Source organism: Nocardia sp. CA-120079, from assembly GCF_050955745.1.
Lineage (GTDB): Bacteria > Actinomycetota > Actinomycetes > Mycobacteriales > Mycobacteriaceae > Nocardia.
Genome location: NZ_CP192088.1, coordinates 4,979,670 through 4,996,750, shown reverse-complemented (window position 1 = coordinate 4,996,750; position 17,081 = coordinate 4,979,670). Strand labels below are relative to the sequence as shown.

Here is a 17,081-nt window from a genome sequence, read left to right as displayed (position 1 = left end):
TGCCAGGCGCTGATCGTGCGATCGATGGCATCGGGCCAAGGCCACTGGGTGTCGTCGGAACGGATCAGGTCCACGATCACGCTCTCCAGGCGTTCACCGTTCAGATCTCCTGGTCGACCGGGTCGAGGGCATGAAGGATGGTCGGAATGGCGACGCCCAGAACGGATTCCACTTGGTAATAGTCGAGATCGGATTCCAGTTCGTCGACCCACTCCGCGAGTTCGAATGACTCCATCACGTGCCAGGGCGTGCGGTGATTCGGGCGTTCGGTCTTCTGGGTGAGCAGGGCGACAGTGTAGGCGACAGCCGCGGGCCAGATCCGTTCCAGCGTGGTGTCATCGAGATCGTCGCTTTCGCCGTCGTCCAGGTATTCGCTCACCTCGTCCGCTCGATTGGCTCGGCTGAGAGCGCGCAGATCCGGGTGGGCCTGGTCGATCGCGGCGGCAATGTCTTTGAGGGAGGCGCCGCAGCCGAAATCGGCAAACACGCTCGGCCGGCGATCTGCCGGAGGCAGCCAGATCCACGTCTTTCCCGGATCGTGCCACCACTCCAGTGGGCGGAAAACGGTGCCGGCTGCCGTCCACTCCTGGGTCAGCCATGTGTGGAACTCGCCGCCGCCCAAACAACACAACAATGCCTGCATTCCCGCCCAGCCGGCCGCGAGTGCCAGGTTCGTGGTGGCGGCCTGGTCGAGTTGGAAGGCGAGCTGGGCAGGATGGGCACCGAGCAGATCGCCGTCGAATGCGCACGCAGGACACACGCTGACCCTAGTCGTGGTGGGCTCCAACAACGCCGATGCGGGGTACGAGTCCCCGCAGATTGCGCAGTCGGTGTCGACGGCTGTGTCGGCATGATCGCGTTGACGAGCCTGCCCCACCACGCGGTCGATCTCAGCGATGATCCGGGATACACCACCGCTGGCGGGGATCTCGTGGGCGTCGACGCCGCGGACCCGGCCCAGTTCCTCGGAGAAGTCGACGACAAGCGGGGCCCACACGATCACGCGAAGCGGCATGGACAGGTCAAACGTGTCGGGGTCGTCGGGGTGCTCGTCGCCGGTGAAACTAGACAGCTCGTTCTGCCGTTCGACGGAGATCGTCGCGGGCCCGGCATACAGACGCAGTCCGGTCGCCTCGGGGTGGTGCTCGATCTCGACCGGCCATCCCGCTGTGTCGAGCCCGGCGGCCAGGCTGTCGTGCAGATCGCTCGCAAGGGCAACTCCTCCCGGCTGAGTGGTCCGCATGGAGGAAGCTGCATCGAGGTAGGTTCTGCCGGTCGCTGCGGCGTGGTCACGCACGGCCTTCTTGCGCCAGTAATCGCGGGTCATCCGGAACTCCTTGTGCGGCACGGCTTTCCACGCTCCGCGCCTCATAAGTTTCCAGGCACGACAACACACGCTCCGCACGATCACAGACCTTGACCGTGAACAGCCCGGCGACGGCGTGGGCGTCGGTGTCCGGCACGGTGCGGGCCAGCGCGGGCGGCCCAAATGTGCACTCTACGTCAGTGCGCGACGAGCGAACACCCTCAGGGACAACCATCGTGTCCCGCCCGCACAGTTACAACCGTCAACTCGGCAAAGCCGGCGTCAGGGAATGATCGCAAAGCTGTCAGGCTAAGCGGCAGTAGAGACAGTCGATGTCGCAGGTCTCTCCGCGCAGCTTGCAGATGACCGACGCCGCTGTCTCGGTTCCGGTTTGCGTCATCGTCAAATACGGGCTGTCGTTGTCCCCGTTCACACGGCTCACTCCCAACCCGAATCGGTGGCTTTGGTCTGGCTCAGTCGAGGAGGCGGCCGAGCAGAGCACCCTGTCCCGATTGCAGAACGTGGGCGGCTTCGAGCGGAATCCAGAAGCATTCGAACCGTGTCGGCTCTGCCTCGCCGTCGTGGTCTTCCTGGCTTGCCCACCGGTCGGTCGCGTCCTGGCACAACTCCAACTCGAAGAAGTGCCGGTGCTGGATCTCGAACCGGTAGGGGCTGATGTCGTATTCGGCTTCTCCGAGCTTGCGTACGATCTTGAACTCCGACAGCCCGGTCTCCTCCCTCGCTTCGCGCAGCGCCGCATCCTCGGGCGTTTCCCCAGCTCGAATGCTGCCAGCGGGCACCTGGATCCCGACTTCCTCCCACGAGTAGTCGGTGTGCCGGAACACCAGCAGCTTGCCGTCGTAAACGACGTAGACCAGTACCTTCTCCTTGACGACCTTCTCGGGCATCAGGGGCAATCCTTCCCGCGAATCATGGAATCAAGGTGGCGTGGAATGAACGAACTGCCAGACCGAGCCCAACCTCCGACGGCACGTGCGGCCGTCTCCAGCCAGGCAGTCTATTAGTGGACCCCATGTGTTCACCCCCGGCGCAACGTCGCCGGTTCTCTCGTCAAATAGACTGTGTTCCAAGCATTTTAGCGGTTCTTCGGATACCGGATCGGTGTCTTACGGCTAGCTGCCTGCCTCGGCGCGAGTGATCAGAGCGTCCAGCAAACCCGCGAGGCTGTCGTGCCGTCGCATGATGACTGGACACGGTGGCGGAGCTATCGCCGGGACGAGTCGGGCCGGACAACCCGAACATGGTTGCGCGTACGGACTCGGCGACGGCAACTGTCGCGGACTCCATGGCGATGTCCGCGAGCGGCAGGGCTGGCATCGTAGGTCGGAACGAGGATCCGGCAGTGCAGTGCAGTGCTGGTCTGTGGGATTCCGTTTTCACTGGTTTATCTATACGGGAGGCTGTATGGACTCAGTTCGTCTCAGCCCTGGAACCAGTCGCGGCCGCAGGCCCGCGCGACCGCCTTCAACGTCACGACCACCACACTCGACAGCGTCGACAGCTCGAGCAGCCATCGGCACAATCAATACCCGCGTCCAGCGGGAGGGAGCGTTTCGATGCCGAGCACCGTGCTGCTCATGATGGACCTGCAGAACAGCTATCTGGTCCAAGATGTACGCGACGCGCTGGGGTGGCCACCAATCTGGCGGCTGCACGAGGTGGTCACCGAGTGCGCAACCCTGCTCGCCGCAGCGAGATCCGCCGATGTACCTGTGATCTACTCACGCCAAACCCTCAGCCCGGCAGGGCAGTTGGCATTCAACCCGCGGGCCGCGCGACACCGCCGATATCGGGCCTCACGGGTACCGCACCTGCGACCGGAGGAAAAGGTGTGGCGCTCGCAGTTGATGGATGCGGTGGCACCCGAATCCGGTGATGTGGTGTTGGAGAAGACCAGGCATAACTTCTTCGCCTACACCGAACTAGGGCCGATACTGCGCAGCCTCGGCGCTCAACGACTCGTCGTCGCCGGTCTGCAAACCAACGTGTGCGTCGAAGCCACCGTACGGGCGGGCCTCGAACACAACTTCGAAGTCGCCGTAGCCGAGGACGCCGTCACCACTGACGGGCCAGCACTGCACTACGCAGCACTGAACTCGATGCGCGTCCTCTACGTCGAAGTCGCCCCATGGAGAGACCTGATGGAATCAGGTGCCGCCTGGGACACGGCCTACACCACACCGAACTACGGCCGCGACACCGCCTACTGGGACGACACAACTGTCGCAGCAGTGCCCCGATGATGCTGCCGAAATTCACCATTGTAGATCGAACCACGACCGTCGAGGAGTATCGATCTCTGCGTGAGTCAGTCGGATGGGCGAGTCCTCCGCGGTCGAAATGCCAGGCAGCGCTGGCACAGTCGCTGTTCGGTGTCGTCGCCCTACGGGATGGCATCACAGTCGGGATGGGCCGGGTCGTCGGCGACGGCGCGGTGTACGCCACCATCGTGGATGTCGTTGTCGCAGAGGGTTTTCACGGTCACGGCATCGGTCAAGCAATCATCAACCGCTTGATCGAATGGGCCAGTACATGCGGGATCAGCCACGTCGGACTGGTCGCAGATGACTCCGTTGCCGACTACTACGCGAAATGGAGCTTGCAGTCCAGTGGTCAATACCTCCGGCTGTCAACGACCGATCCCATCCCGCCGACCCCTCAGCGCAAACACGTATCGCGATGAATCACCGACGATCGGGCCACCTCGTGGCGGCGACCATGTAGCCCTTGGGGTCCCGCCACGCCACACTAGGTGTGGCGAACCAGGTTTTTGACGTCAGCCCAAGATCGCGTCGCGGTATGGGCTGGCCCTGCCGCTGCCGTAGAAAGAGAACAGGGCCCCGGCAAAGCGGATCAATGGTCAGGCGGTGTCGCGACGACTCGAAGATTCTCTCCAGTGAGCCGATCGCGACGCCGTCTCTACGGCCATGCCAGCCGTCGCCTCAGCCATGCCCGTGACACCTGTGCCGAGTGCGCTTGGTGGCGGCGAAGATTTGGTGATCGTGGTGGGCCGGGTTGGCGGCTGTTGTTCTCCCAGTAGCCGACCAGCGCACAGATGAACGCGTCTATCGCCGCTGGCTCGGCATCACGAGTCGACGTATGCGCGGCAAGGATTGGGTCCGGGTCGACGCCGCTGGCCGCGATCGATGGCGCCAGCGAGACGAGGTCGATCCAGGCTGCGCCGACGCACGGCCACGCCCAGTCGATCACCGACACGCCCCCTTCGGGACGCAGCAGCATATTATCCGGCCGTAAGTCGGTGTGTAACAGGGTGTCACCGGCGGCGTGTTCAGGCCAGGTCGATTCCAACTCGGCCAACCGGTCGAGGTTGCTCAGCGACCAGCTGTCGAGGTCGGAGGGCGGGCCCTGCCCGGCGAATCGCCGCCAGCAGTTCAGGCTCGGCCCGTAGCCATCGGCGATCGTGGGCGCATCGGACAGTGGGCTCGGTGTCAGTGTGTGGGTCAACTGCTCGACTGTGGCGAGGACCGCACGCAACTCGGTCGGCCGTTCGAGTCGGGGGTGGCGGCCGTCGAGGTCGTCGAACACTACGGCGAACCATCCCGCGATGTCGACCGTGAACTGGACTGACGAAGTCGGCACCGTGCGCGGTAACCGTGCTGCGGTCCGCGCTTCGGTCCGGTACACGCCTGACAGGTTGTCCGCGCAATTGATCGCTTTCGCGAACACCCTGCGGCCATCATCCAACAGCAGTCGCGCGGCCATGCCGTGGCTGAACCCACCCGATTGGGAGGCAGCAGTGCGAACCCGTGCACCGAGGCGGCGTTCGAGTTCGGCGCGTACCGGCCGTGGCAGGTCCGCCCACGCGATTCGCGCCGCGGTGCCCGTGATCTCTCCCATCGCACCATCGTGATGCCGCGCGCCGCTGCGCTCCAGTCATTATTGGAAGCCGTTGCGCTGGGCGGGGGTCTGTCGGGTCGCTAGCCTTGTCGATAGTCCCAGCCCGTTCGTGAGAGTCGATGTTGTTGTAGACCGCGCCTCGTGTATAGGCGACGCACTCAGCGATCTGATCGATCGATGTGGACGTAAGCCATGGGCAAGGAACAACGCACGCGCCGAGTGGAGGATGCGCTTGCGGGTGATCTGCTGGTCACCGGCCCGCGCCCACCCCGCGCCGGAAACCTAGAGCGGTTCATGGATCCGTGGGGTCAAGGGAAAGCGGGACTGCTCGCAAGTCGTGGCTCCCTATTCTCATGGTTTGCGTGCAACTGCACCGTAGGCCGAGACCGGTGTGGTCTGGCCGACTTCGGCGGCGACGGCACGCCAGTTCGTGATCGGCACAAAGCCCGGTTCTACGAATTCCAAACCGTCGAACGCGGCGCGGATCGCCTCACGGGGACGAGGAACGTAGGGCACCGCACCGGCCGTTCCGTAGCGGCGCCACATTTCCACGTAGGCCGGGCTGTCGTCGGTGCCGTCCCACATGGCCAGGAAACTGCCAGAGGGCATCTCGGCCATCACGGTGCGCACCGTCTGCAGCATGTCGTCGTGGCTGCGGGCGTGGCCGAGCACCCCCATGAACATCACCGCGACGGGCTCAGTGAAGTCCAGTCGGTTCCGCGCCTGGTAGAGGATCTGCGTGGGTTCATGGAAATCTCCGTACACGCAGCTTGTGATGCCTTCCGGTGTCGTGCTGATCAGCAACGCTCGGGCGTATGCGAGTACCAGCGGATCGTTGTCGATGTAAACCACTCTCGCCGCTGGCGCCACAGCCTGGGCTACCTCATGGGTGTTCAGCAAAGTCGGCAAGCCGCAGCCGATATCGAGGAACTGGTGGACACCGGCGTCACGGGCGACGAAATCGACCGCGCGGACCAAGAACTGCCGCGACTGCACCGCCATCGTGGTGATGTCCGGGTACACACTGATGCACTCGCCCCCGACAATCCGATCGATGTCGCAGTAGTCCTTGCCGCCCATCCAGAAGTTCCAGATCCGCGCCGACTGGGGGATGTCGTTCCGGATCAGCGCTCGCGGTTCCACCTCAACCATATGCCGCTGCATCTGGCCGCGCGCCGATGTGGTGACCAGCAGGTCGAGCCCCGACGATGTGGGAGTTGTTAGCCTGGAGAGCGACTGCGAACTTGTTGCGTCCACAGATCTTCGGGGTTTTCACGATCCCGCCGCGGCCCGGGACGTCGTCGCCCCCTGGGAAGTCGATCGCCTGCAGCGGGCAACCAGCCTTGGCCAACGCCGACAGCACCCGATTCTGTGGCGGTAGAGGTGGCGCCGGTTCCCGAATTCGCCGTTCCCGCAGACCATCAGGCTCATGGTGCCGGGTTCGTGCATGCTCGGCGACGCCCGCAGCCGCGAGTTCGAACATGGTGTCGGCGAGAAGCAACCGGGGATGAGTTCCACGCTGGACATGAATTTCCCTTCTCCTGCAACCTGTTTGGTAGTTGCGCGGCCGTGTGAGGTGGTGAAGGCTGTGTGCGGCCCAGAAACTGAGGCTGAGCAGGATCATCAACGGCGGCGCGCGTTGTCACAGAGTCCACGTGGGCGCGTTCTATTTCCTTCCGATACGGCTGCAAGCGCCGTTGTTCACAGCCGCATCGGTCAACCACCAGCGCGGCCACCAGGACCGGCTGACGGCGGGTCATGGTGTGGTGGCGGTAATGAAGCTGTCGGGGGTCCAGCCGGTAAGTTCCTCGTAGGGTGCGAGGTAGTTGTCGCCGCTGAGCGGTGAGCCGGGGAGGTCGGGGACGTCGAGGGCGGCGCATAGGTCCGGTATGTGGTCGATGAGGAAGCGCTGGCGTGTGGCGAGTGCTTCCTCGATCGAGGCGTTGTGCTCGTTCCAGCCCTGGACTGGGTGGGTGTTGTACCAGCCGCTGTACAGGTAGTAGATGAGGCCGAGCGCGAAGGTCTCACCGACGGTGATGAGGAGGTGTTTCGCGAGGGGCTCGGTGATGGCGGATGCGGCGATGATCGGGGCGATAGCCACTGCCCGGTCCCCGGCGGCGACCGTCAGTGCGATGGCCGCCGTGCCTGGGCCCACGACCGGCCCTGCCGCCGTGAGATCTCCGCGGCGCAGCCCCTCAGCGATGGCCCGCTCGCGCCGGACAAGAAGCTTGACCGGCCAAGGCAGATCGTCCGGTGTGCCCGGCAACTGCGGGGTGGCAATGTCCAACAGCGCCTTTCCTGCTTTGATCTGCAGGACTTGTGTCTCCCCCTCCGCGACCATGGCCCCGAAAATGTTCTCGTGCCACGCGCCCAGGCGGCTCAGCACGGTCGCGCCGTGGGAGGCGGTGCGCATCCGGCACATCAGCAGCACCCGCTCCGCGAGCTGCGTCAGCGTGGTCTTGGCGAGCATCGACCACAGTCCCATTGCAGGGTCGCTGTTGGTGGTGACCGCGCGCATGTCACGCAGATAGCGGCCCAGGATACTCGCGCAGTAGACCGCGGCCAGCCCGGTCGCGAGGTTGTCTTGTACCGCGTCACGGTCGGCCATCACAGTTGCGCCTGGTCGGCGTTGGCGGGCGAAATTGTCTAAACCGTGCAGGGCGGCGCGAGCGCTGGCAACAGAAGCGTTCGCCAAGTCGAGACGACCGTCTCCCAGTGCACTGATCGTGCGATGGAAGCGTTCGCGTGGGTCAACGATGTCGCATTCGAAACTCCCGACCTCGGTGAAGCGGGCCCAATCCCCTGCCAGCAGTGCATCTTTCGGTACCCAGCAATCGCGGAACCGGATGATCGCGTGAGCCATCGGCGAAAAGTCCTTGTCCGGCAATGGCTTGAGGTCCACACCCGCAGCCAATCCGTCAGCGGTCCGAAAGCGCAGCAGGAACGCAAAGACCCCCTCATCATGGCCGTGCACGTACAGGCGGGCGATGGCCACCACGATGTTCGGCACGTCGCGGTCGGCGAGATTCGGCATCGAGTACGCCGCAAGAAGGTCGGGGGTGCGCATCCAGCACCCGTTTGTCGTGGAATCCCAGACCGCCAAGTTGCGGTGGTCGGCGCCGTTGGTGCCGCCGAGCTCGGTCAATGACAACACCCCCACCGCGGCACCGGTGTCGAGATCGGCCAGGCACTTCTGCTGGTACGGCGTGCCGGTCCCCAGGGTCAGAATCGCGTGTGCCACTAGGTCGATGTCCCCGGTCAGAAGCGGCAGCACGTGGGTCGCGCTGACGGCGGACTCATCGCAGAACGCACCCCGCAACTGGGGGTCGGCAGCGAGGTCTCGCACCGGTACGCCGAGCTTCTCGATCGCCGACCGCAGCAGGACGGGCCCGCGTGCTGCGTGCTCGTTATAGGTCAGGCCCGACACCGGCAGGTCCTCCACTGCCCTTACCGCGTCGCGGACCCATGCCCGCTGCACGGTGTCTGGGCCGAACAACGCGGTCCGCAACGCCTCGACAGGTTCGCTGCCGACATGCGCGCGGGTGGTGGTGAGATCGATGGTCATGTGGAACTCGCCTTCTCGCCAGGCGCCCCGCCGACGGCTGTAGCCGCGCGGCGTGCCGCCGAATCATGTTGGGTTTCAATACCTTTCGTGTGCGTTCGGATCCGGGGAAATGTCATCGGTAGGCCGAAACGTTGTGTCGCCCGGTCTGTGTGATCAGGGCAATAGACCGACGGCTTGGAGAGCTGTGACCCTGTCGCGGGCGACTACGCGATGGCGGGTGATGGCGCCGAGAACGGCGAAAGCTTCTTCCGGTCGCCAGGATTCGCACACCCCGGCCAGAGTGTTCCAATCGGCGCGCCACCGTTCGTTGTGGTGCGCCACGATGGCGCCGGTGCGGACCATGGTCTCCATGGTTTGACCCGGGTGGGGCCACCAACGGTGGTCGAACCGCGCGACGGGTGTGTCGATGACGTCACACAGCGTCAGCGGCAACACCACCGCCTGCTCGGGATTCCACGCCTGGCGCGCGGCGGCCAGCTGCTGGTCGAAGAACTCCAGGTAGTACCGGGGGTCGTCATCCAGAGCCTGCAGCTGCTCTTGGTTCAGCCTTCCGGTGCCACGGTGGTGCTCGATGAACTCGCGGTGATAGGTGTCGAGGAATCGGTGCGGGACCGGGATACCGTCGCGATCGAGAGCTGGGGGGCGCAGTACGTCGATGGTCATCGCGTTGTCCTTAGATGTGCAGTGGCGGAGCTGGATTGAATACGACCGGGAATGCGTCCAGTGCGCGATGAAACGGTCCGGGACGCCAGACGAGTTGCTTTTTCGGGCGGGCCGGTACCAGGTCGGGTAGCGCGTCGAGCAGTCGTTCGATGGCGGTGTGGGCGATCATGCGTGCCAGAACTCGCGCCGATCGGTGACACGCGTGTGGGCCGGCACCCCAGGACAGATGCCATTCGGCCTCGAAGAACTGGCCTGTGTTGACGGTGGGATCGTTGTTGCAGGCGGCCATGCTGATCACGACAGGCTGATTCGCCGGGAGCCAGATGCCGTCAACCTTGATGGGTTGCGGCGGGTAACTGAGGCAGAGGTTGGTTATCGGTGGGTCTTTCACCAAGATCTCGGTGAGCGCGTCCGCGATCGGCATTCCGAACGACTCGCGGCTAGTGAGGAATCGGTCCTCGGTCACCATCAGTAGCACCGTGTTGGCGATCAGATTCACCATCGGCTCGATCCCCGCGGCGTAGAGGGTGACCAGCTGGTTGATGAGTTCCTCGTCGGACAATCCGGGCTTATGGGCGAGCAGCCGCGTGGTGATGTCGTCGCCGGGGTTCGCCCGCTTGTCTGCGATGTGACGCCCAAGTGCTTGGACAAGTACCTGGTTGACTTTGTCGGTGTCGGTAGTGGAGTCGAACATCCTTGCCAGCGCCCACGCGACATCGTTTCCGGTGTCATCGGTGCAGCCCAGCATTGTGTTCATCACCGAGAAGGCCAGTGGCCGCGCGTAGTCGACGATGACATCGGCTTTTCCGGCGCGACAGAACTTATTGATCAACGGCGTTGTGGTGGCGATCACCTGATCGCGCAGGCGGTGCGGCTCGACGCCGTCGAGTCCAGCGGTGTTGGCACCGCGATAGAGAGCATGCGGGAGGCCCGCGCTACGCAATGCGTTGGGCCGCCACTCCAACATCGGCTTAACCGGGCTGTCGGCGGGAATGGTGTCCTGCCAGGCACGGGGGTCGGCGGGAAAGTGCTCGGGATCGGTGAGAATCCGCACTGCGGTGTAGTAGCCGATCACCAGTGTCGCGGGGACGCGTGGCGCGAGTTCGACCGGGACCAGCGACCCGTACTTCTTGCTCCGCATGTCCTGATAGGCGGCGTGCGGGTCTTTCGCGAACTCGGGAGTGTGCAGCAGGATTCGGGGACCGACCTGTTCGATCGGTTCCGAAGCTGCCCGCGCAGGGGCAGCAGGAGCCGGGGGGAAGTTCTGCATCACGGCCGGGGTCTCCTATGGAAGCTCAAGCTGAGGGGACGGGCGGAACCTGACCGGTAGCGCGACCACGGCGCTGAGGAAGGGATTCGCCACCCGCTCCAGGCTCTCGACGGGAACAGCCAGCTCGATATCGGGCAACGCGTCCCACAGTTGAGCGAGGGCCTCGCGCGCGATCAGCGTCGCCAGCTCGTCTGCCGGGCACTTTTGGGCTCCCGCACCGAAAGAAAGGTGCGCGCGGTTGCCGCGGATCTCCGTGCGTGTCACATTCATCGCAGCGGGATCGCTGTTGCACGCCGCCACTCCGACCAGTACCGGTTCGTGCTCGTGCACCGTGCCGCCGTCGAGGATCTGCATCTGCCGTGGGAAGCGCGCGAACGCGATCGCCAGCGGCGGATCGCTGTAGAGCACTTCCTCGATCGCTTCCTGCGGCGACAGTGCGCCACCAACAGCGTCGCCGCCGAACGGCTCATCGGTCATCGCCCGCAGCACAGCATTGGCGATCAGGTCCCACGTCGGCTCGGTGAACCTGTACAGCATCGTCAGTTGGCAGATGACCTCGTCGACCGATAGCCCGGACCGATGCTTCAGCAGCCACGATGTGACATCCATGCCTGGGGCGGACCGTTTGGCCGAGACGGTGTCGCTGATCGCCTCTTCAAGCATGCGGTTGCCCAGTTTCACCGACGCGGGATCGGTGGCTCGCAGCGTCATGATCGCGTTCAATGCGTGCTGTCCTGCCTCCGGCGATAGGCCCAGAACCTCATGAACCACGTCGACAACCAGCGGTTGCGCGAACTGGCCCAGCAGATCCGCCGAACCATCGTCACAGAAGCCGTTGATCAGCGTCACTGCCACGCGTTCGACTGTGTCCTCTAGAGCGAATTGGTCGATGCTGGCGAGGGTTTCGCTGATGGCGAGCCGGTACCTGGAGCGTGTGGCTCCCGAGGTGTGTAGTGCGTCCGGGCGCGGGCCCAAGCTCGGCAAAGCGGGGCAGTTTGGAGGCACCTGCTGCGCCCAAGCCGTCGGATCGGTCGGATACCGCTCCTCGTGGGTGAGGATCTCCAGTGCATCGCGATATTCGGTGACCAGGGTGGCCGGTACCCCGATGTCCACCGGGACCAGAGACCCGAAACGCTGCCGCATTTCCCGGTACGCACGATGCGGGTCCGCCCTGAATTCTGGCCCGAATAGCGGCACCGGCATCCCCGACGGGTCGACCGGAGGTGGCGGTGAAGCTGGTTGCCCAGTGGTCACTGATATTCGGCCTTTCACTGTGGCGCACGGACTTTGGCGCGTCGGCGTATACGTCATGCGGTCCCGGCACGTCCCCCTTGGTCCGGTCGCCCCTGACAGCGACTGCACACCGATGGATCATGGGAGCCAGCTAGTCGTCCCAGTCGTCTTGGGCGTTCACCCCGCCGCTGTATGCGGCGGCAGCGAGGTACTGGCGGCACTGCGGACCGTGCCCGGAGTGGGTCACCCGGATGAAACGGGCTTCATCGATCGACCCGAACCGCACGTCGCCGTGGGCGGCGCAGTCGGCGTGTCCGACAATCCACAGCTCTTTGTCCACAACAGTGGTCATGCGCGCCTCCCAGGTAGCCCGACAGCATCCGGACACCGGGCCCGCCGTCCGCCACGTCTCGGACGGCGAACGGTTCACGACGATGTGACCGAAGCGAATCCGGTGCCGGATGCCTGTATCAGGCTCGCGCTCGCGAAAGGGTCATCCAATCCCTGGCAGGGATATCCCTGCTAGGGATCGCATTCGGGGACCGTCGAATATCTCGCCTAGCTAGACACCGAAAACCTCTGCGCGAAAACATCATTGGACGTACAGGAAATTCCGCAACTTCGATCGTGCGGGGCCAGTACTCGGCCGCGCACCCGACTACGGTGGCGGGCTTAGTGCACTGGGTGCCAGAGGACGGATCGGTCGCCGCTGCGCAGGGATTGGACGCGGCGGTGGAGTTCGGTCGCGGCGGCCGGTTTGTCCGGCGCTAGACGGATATAGGACCCGACCGAGTGCAGTTCGACGATGTCGCGCAGCAGGACCCAGCCAGGCCAGGTGAGCATGTCGTAGCCGTAGGCGTCGGCGAATTGCTGTCGATAGCAGTCGGATTCGTGGAAATGGTCGGGAACCGTACCGATCAGGTCCAGCTCCCGGGGGCCGATACTGGTGCCGTCCCAGTCGATCAACACCCACCCGGCCTGGTCGCGAACCGCGTTGCCAGAGTGAGCGTCGGCGTGGATCAGCCCGATTCCCAACGGCCACTTCGTGTCTGCGAACTCGGCGACCAGTTCATCGGCCCGGCTCCGCAGCCACACGCGGTCAGTGGCAGACAGCGCCGGTCGTGTGCGACGGTCGTCGATGTCGAGTGCCTCGCCCAGGCGCAGCAACGGCCGGTAGGCCGGAATCGGGGCGTCCTGCGGCGGATCACCGACCGTGTGCAGTCGCCGCACCAGCGCGCCGAGAGCGGCCGGATCGGCGGATCCCTGCGTAGGCCGGTACGGCCAGAAAGTGGCTACCGCCCCACCGGCGAGGACCGGTTGTCGCCCCGGCAACGGGGTCAGCGCGATCGGATCGTCTGGGTTCGACAGCCATCGAGTCACCGCGACGGCCGCGGTAGCGCGTTGACGCCGCAGCTCGGTCGCGGGTGCCAAACGCACCACGACAGAACCAACCAGCCACACCGCGTTCGATCGGTGATGCAGCATCACCGCATCCTCGACGCCGGCGACACCGAATTCCGCGCACACCGCACCCAGAGCATCGCGGCCCGGCAGACCGCTGTCGATCACTTCGCCTCGACGAGGGTGTCGCTGATCTGAGCTCGCATATCGGTGACCAGGGAGTCGCGATCGTATTGGGCCGCAATCCGATTCAAATCGCGCAGCCGGGTATAGCAGCGTCGCGAGGTCAAGCCACCGATCGCTTCGATCGCGGTGTCACAGTAGGCAGCGGCGCTGTCGTGGTCACCGGCCTGCAGGCATGCCCCAGCCAGGGTCGGCAGAGCAACGGCTTTGCTGCGGGCGTGCGCAAGCGCGTGGCCCTCAACGGCGGCGCGCAGCAGCTGCACCGCTGTCGGGGCATGATCGCGATCATGGGTGGAGAGCAGGTAATACGAATGCCCGTGCTGGGCGGAGATTTCGGCGGGAGTGATGAACGCCGCCCACGGGGCAAGGCTGCTTCGATCCACCCTCGCGTAGAGGTCCTGGGATTGCTGGATCGACCGGTGCACGGCGGCGGCGTCACCACGAGCCGCCCAGCACCACGCCGTCACCGACGCGATATACGCTTCGGTAACCGTAGAGACCGGATGGCGGCGGCTACTCGCGGTCACGGCCGCGGTCTGCACGCACCGCAATGCGTCATCGAGCATCTGCTGCTGGTGGTCACGTTCCGCACGAGTCGGTGCCGTCCACAACGGCCGCCACAAATGCAGCGCCTGGTGCGCCAAATCCAGCAGGATCGCCACCGACAAATCGGTACTACGTGGGTGATCGACGCCCTGACCAGCGGCCCACAGAGCATAGGACCACAGCCGGCGCGCGCCGTCGTGATCTTCCACGTCGTAGGCCAGCCAACCGGTCACCCACGCCAGCTCCGCCGTCGCCACCCACAACCAGGGCCGCAACACCGCGCTGCACTCGACGTGCTCATACGAGCGGACCTCATGCAGTTGCGCCAAGGCAGCATCGCGATACAAGCCGCTGCCACGGGCCAGCCCTTGGCGGCGAAAGAAGTCGGCGACTTCTTCGATCGCTTCGATGTCGTTGGCGCCGATCATTGTGCGCGGTGAGGATTTCACTCGTGTGGGAAGCGCGCTGCCGAGCCGATCGATTTCCGGGTGCAGATTCGAGCCCAGCGCGGTGGCCGTCGCCAGTGAGAGGAAGTCGCGTCGGTACACCCAACTCACCTCCTCATCGACAAGGCTACCCGGCTCGCTCCAGAAACCCATCGTGCTCGCGGAGATCCCCAGCGCCATGGAGATCCGTGCACCGAGGGAAAGCCCAGTGACCTTGTGGCCCCTGTTCTCGATCTCCGAGACCCGACCCTGGCTCAGCCCCACCAGCTGCGCCAACTGGCCTTGGCTCAACCCGGTTTCTGTCCTGACCGCGCCGAAAACACTCCCGAAATCCTGTTGCGCCAAGGCCTTCCGCATAGATGGCGAGTCGAAGAATCCCGGCGGGATCGGCTTCTTGAACCCCGCCACCGATGCACACTTCGCGCACAAATCGCCCACGTGCCCCGCAGTCAACGATCCGCCACATGAGCGACAACGTCTTCCGTTCATTCTTGAGCTCTCCCCCATTGGCGTGGGCCGCAGCGCGGCTTTCCGGATTCTGCTGGCGTCCACCAGATCTCGCGGTCAGTGAGTGATTTGCAGACGGCTCGCGCACCGGCCCGGCCGGTGGACCAGCCGTTGTTCGGTGCTTGCACTCTTGGGCACGCGCCCCTCGGCGACCGACCCTCACCAGCTCGGCGGTAGCTCCGTCACTGTGATGCGGCGGGCCTATGTCCTCGGCGGTGTCGTTTCCTGCCTCGACGATGTGCCGATCCTCCGTGATTGCGGCTCTCATGCACACACCGCCTCACACATCGAGGCCTCGAATGGATTCGGTCACCAGCGGATCCAGATCGAGCATGTCCCAACTGCACCAACCCATTTCGCGCCCCGCGAGGACCGCCGATGCCAGGGCCGTGGTGATCGGGAACCGTTGGGTACGGCGATCAGGATCCAGATACCAGCTGTGCACCCACAATTGCCGACAGGTCTGGACAAGATCGACATGAGAAACGGTGAGATCGTAGGCGGTGTCAACCATGATGCGTTCGAAGTCGTCACTGGCGTTGACGTTCTCGCGCTCGGTCCACATCTGGATCCAGCCCTCGATGCTGGACAGAGCCCCCGGGTCGGTGATGTCGTAACGGAGTTTCGCCAGGCCCGAAAGCATGTCGTGGCCGGTGATGAGCTCAGCGTGCAGGTCGATCTCGAACAGGCGGTCATCGATGATCCCCCCGAAGACCTCGGGGGTGTAAACGGAAGAGTCCAGCAACTCGTAGTCGAATACGAAGCCACACCCGTCGTTGAGGTCGAGCGGATGATCGGCGTCGAAGCGTACATACACCAAACCGACGCCGATATCGGTCACCGCCATCGAGGCCACCGCCGGGCGGCTGCCACATGTCGCTCGCGGATCACCGAACGGTTTGCCGTGCCGCAACATATTCGATTTCGTCATCTCGATCATGGATGTCCTCCCGCAGCGCCGATACTGTTGATCAGCTCATCTGCCGCAGGGCCTCCAGCGGGTTCACCCGATGTGTCCTCGACGGTGAAGGCCGGGACGCAATCCCATCGCAGTGGTGGACCTCCACGCAGGACACGGTCGATGTTGGCGGTCAGGATGTCGGCCACGGCGAGGTTCGCCTCCCGCGTACAGGCTGCGATGCCTGGTGTGTGAATGACGTTGTTGCGGCCCAGGATCGGATCACCGGCCGCGACGGGCACCGACTCGTAGACATCAGTCGCCCAGAAAAGTTCATCGGCCAGCACGCGGGCACGCAACGCCACAAGGTCGATCCCGCCGCCGCGCACCGTCACCACCAGCGCTCTGTTGGCCAACCGTGCGACCATCGCGCCGGTCAGCGGCGGTGTGCTCCAATTTCCCGCGACGACAACGATATCGGCGACCGAGGCCACCTCATCGAGTTGAATGCGCCGCGCCCCCAACTCCTGGAAATCTGTCTCCTCGACGCCCGGGTCCACCGCCGACACCTGCGCCCCCATCCCCACACACAATCCGATCACCGCGCGACCCACCGGGTCCATCCCGATCACAGCAACCTGCTTGCCGCACACTGTGCCGTTGACGTAGCTCGGGTGGTCGGTGAACTGCCAGCTCGGGTGCGGCCACGGTCCGGCGGCGGCAATGATGTTGTGCCAGCCGCAGATCTGGCGCAGGGCGTTGATCATCAGCCCGATCACGATTTCCGCCTGTGACCGGGCGCGACCGCGTGATCCATCCACGAACACGATGCCCCGCTCCGCGAGCCGGCCGGCGACGGCGAGTTCGGCGCAGCCGGTCACCCCCGCCACCACTTCCAGCTTGGTCAGTGCCGCGATGTCCTCGGCATCAGGTTCGACATCGATCACGACCAACGCGGGCACTGCGGCGATCCCGTACAGATCCCGGATCCGCTGGCCCGCACCGAGACTGGCGAACAGGACAGTCAGGTCGTGATCGACTAGCCCGGCCCGCAACCGGGCCCCCAGATACGGCCAATTCGCTCGCAAATGCCCATCGTCGACCACCAGTACATCCGGCACGTTCACCGAGACTCCCACGTCCATCTGGTGTGTTCTCCTTCATCAAGTGTCGAATCCTGATGC

General features: G+C 64.6%; 15 protein-coding genes. 2 read left to right on the top strand and 13 right to left on the bottom strand.

What is annotated here, in order from left to right; all coding sequences use genetic code 11:
- Positions 1-100: 100 nt before the first annotated feature.
- Together ACQPYR_RS22955 and ACQPYR_RS22950 are read right to left on the bottom strand one after the other, a co-directional pair.
- Positions 101-1,489, bottom strand: a complete 1,389-nt coding sequence (locus tag ACQPYR_RS22955; protein ID WP_433621011.1) for a hypothetical protein — start codon at positions 1,487-1,489, stop codon at positions 101-103.
- 290 nt (positions 1,490-1,779) lie between these two features.
- A complete protein-coding gene (locus ACQPYR_RS22950; RefSeq protein WP_433621010.1) occupies positions 1,780-2,214 on the bottom strand; it encodes an NUDIX hydrolase in 435 nt (144 codons plus the stop codon).
- Positions 2,215-2,883: 669 nt separating this feature from the next.
- Between ACQPYR_RS22950 and ACQPYR_RS22945 the strand changes: the two genes are divergently transcribed.
- Together ACQPYR_RS22945 and ACQPYR_RS22940 are read left to right on the top strand one after the other, a co-directional pair.
- Entirely contained in the window at positions 2,884-3,570 is a 687-nt protein-coding gene (locus ACQPYR_RS22945) for a cysteine hydrolase family protein (protein WP_433621009.1), read from the top strand.
- A complete protein-coding gene (locus ACQPYR_RS22940) occupies positions 3,456-4,010 on the top strand; it encodes a GNAT family N-acetyltransferase (protein WP_433621008.1) in 555 nt (184 codons plus the stop codon). Before ACQPYR_RS22945 ends, ACQPYR_RS22940 begins: the two co-directional genes overlap by 115 nt.
- A 236-nt stretch (positions 4,011-4,246) precedes the next feature.
- Here ACQPYR_RS22940 and ACQPYR_RS22935 read toward each other — a convergent pair whose 3' ends face one another.
- From ACQPYR_RS22935 to ACQPYR_RS22885, 11 genes are all read right to left on the bottom strand, one after another.
- Positions 4,247-5,185: a phosphotransferase gene (locus tag ACQPYR_RS22935; RefSeq protein ID WP_433621007.1), complete on the bottom strand. Its 939-nt coding sequence runs from the start codon at positions 5,183-5,185 to the stop codon at positions 4,247-4,249.
- A gap of 351 nt (positions 5,186-5,536) precedes the next feature.
- Positions 5,537-6,337, bottom strand: coding sequence for an SAM-dependent methyltransferase (locus ACQPYR_RS22930; protein WP_433621006.1), 801 nt, complete (start codon positions 6,335-6,337; stop codon positions 5,537-5,539).
- Positions 6,338-6,941: 604 nt separating this feature from the next.
- Positions 6,942-8,750 carry a hypothetical protein gene (locus ACQPYR_RS22925; RefSeq protein ID WP_433621005.1) on the bottom strand — a complete coding sequence of 603 codons (1,809 nt, stop codon included), beginning with the start codon at positions 8,748-8,750 and terminating at the stop codon, positions 6,942-6,944.
- A 153-nt stretch (positions 8,751-8,903) separates the two neighbouring features.
- A complete protein-coding gene (locus tag ACQPYR_RS22920; protein WP_433621004.1) occupies positions 8,904-9,413 on the bottom strand; it encodes a hypothetical protein in 510 nt (169 codons plus the stop codon).
- A 10-nt stretch (positions 9,414-9,423) separates the two neighbouring features.
- Positions 9,424-10,683 carry a cytochrome P450 gene (locus tag ACQPYR_RS22915; protein ID WP_433635217.1) on the bottom strand — a complete coding sequence of 420 codons (1,260 nt, stop codon included), beginning with the start codon at positions 10,681-10,683 and terminating at the stop codon, positions 9,424-9,426.
- A gap of 15 nt (positions 10,684-10,698) precedes the next feature.
- A complete protein-coding gene (locus ACQPYR_RS22910; RefSeq protein ID WP_433621003.1) occupies positions 10,699-11,538 on the bottom strand; it encodes a hypothetical protein in 840 nt (279 codons plus the stop codon).
- A gap of 529 nt (positions 11,539-12,067) precedes the next feature.
- Positions 12,068-12,268, bottom strand: coding sequence for a hypothetical protein (locus ACQPYR_RS22905; protein ID WP_433621002.1), 201 nt, complete (start codon positions 12,266-12,268; stop codon positions 12,068-12,070).
- A gap of 320 nt (positions 12,269-12,588) precedes the next feature.
- The gene (locus ACQPYR_RS22900) at positions 12,589-13,485 is read right to left on the bottom strand and encodes a phosphotransferase (protein WP_433621001.1); all 897 of its coding nucleotides are present in this window, start codon (positions 13,483-13,485) and stop codon (positions 12,589-12,591) included.
- On the bottom strand, positions 13,482-15,044 hold the full coding sequence (locus ACQPYR_RS22895) for a helix-turn-helix domain-containing protein (protein ID WP_433621000.1): 1,563 nt from the start codon (positions 15,042-15,044) through the stop codon (positions 13,482-13,484). The genes ACQPYR_RS22900 and ACQPYR_RS22895 overlap by 4 nt, the downstream gene beginning before the upstream one ends.
- A 235-nt stretch (positions 15,045-15,279) precedes the next feature.
- The gene (locus ACQPYR_RS22890; RefSeq protein WP_433620999.1) at positions 15,280-15,939 is read right to left on the bottom strand and encodes a hypothetical protein; all 660 of its coding nucleotides are present in this window, start codon (positions 15,937-15,939) and stop codon (positions 15,280-15,282) included.
- A complete protein-coding gene (locus tag ACQPYR_RS22885; RefSeq protein ID WP_433620998.1) occupies positions 15,936-17,042 on the bottom strand; it encodes an NAD(P)-dependent oxidoreductase in 1,107 nt (368 codons plus the stop codon). Before ACQPYR_RS22885 ends, ACQPYR_RS22890 begins: the two co-directional genes overlap by 4 nt.
- Positions 17,043-17,081 lie beyond the last annotated feature (39 nt).

Bases quoted from the DNA above. Each gene is read 5' to 3' on its own strand.
- ACQPYR_RS22920 (WP_433621004.1), bottom strand. From the start codon at position 9,413: ATGACCATCGACGTACTGCGCCCCCCAGCTCTCGATCGCGACGGTATC.
- ACQPYR_RS22890 (WP_433620999.1), bottom strand. From the start codon at position 15,939: ATGATCGAGATGACGAAATCGAATATGTTGCGGCACGGCAAACCGTTC.
- ACQPYR_RS22950 (WP_433621010.1), bottom strand. From the start codon at position 2,214: ATGCCCGAGAAGGTCGTCAAGGAGAAGGTACTGGTCTACGTCGTTTAC.
- ACQPYR_RS22940 (WP_433621008.1), top strand. From the start codon at position 3,456: ATGGAGAGACCTGATGGAATCAGGTGCCGCCTGGGACACGGCCTACAC.
- ACQPYR_RS22930 (WP_433621006.1), bottom strand. From the start codon at position 6,337: ATGGTTGAGGTGGAACCGCGAGCGCTGATCCGGAACGACATCCCCCAG.
- ACQPYR_RS22945 (WP_433621009.1), top strand. From the start codon at position 2,884: ATGCCGAGCACCGTGCTGCTCATGATGGACCTGCAGAACAGCTATCTG.
- ACQPYR_RS22905 (WP_433621002.1), bottom strand. From the start codon at position 12,268: ATGACCACTGTTGTGGACAAAGAGCTGTGGATTGTCGGACACGCCGAC.
- ACQPYR_RS22885 (WP_433620998.1), bottom strand. From the start codon at position 17,042: ATGGACGTGGGAGTCTCGGTGAACGTGCCGGATGTACTGGTGGTCGAC.
- ACQPYR_RS22935 (WP_433621007.1), bottom strand. From the start codon at position 5,185: ATGGGAGAGATCACGGGCACCGCGGCGCGAATCGCGTGGGCGGACCTG.
- ACQPYR_RS22915 (WP_433635217.1), bottom strand. From the start codon at position 10,683: ATGCAGAACTTCCCCCCGGCTCCTGCTGCCCCTGCGCGGGCAGCTTCG.
- ACQPYR_RS22925 (WP_433621005.1), bottom strand. From the start codon at position 8,750: ATGACCATCGATCTCACCACCACCCGCGCGCATGTCGGCAGCGAACCT.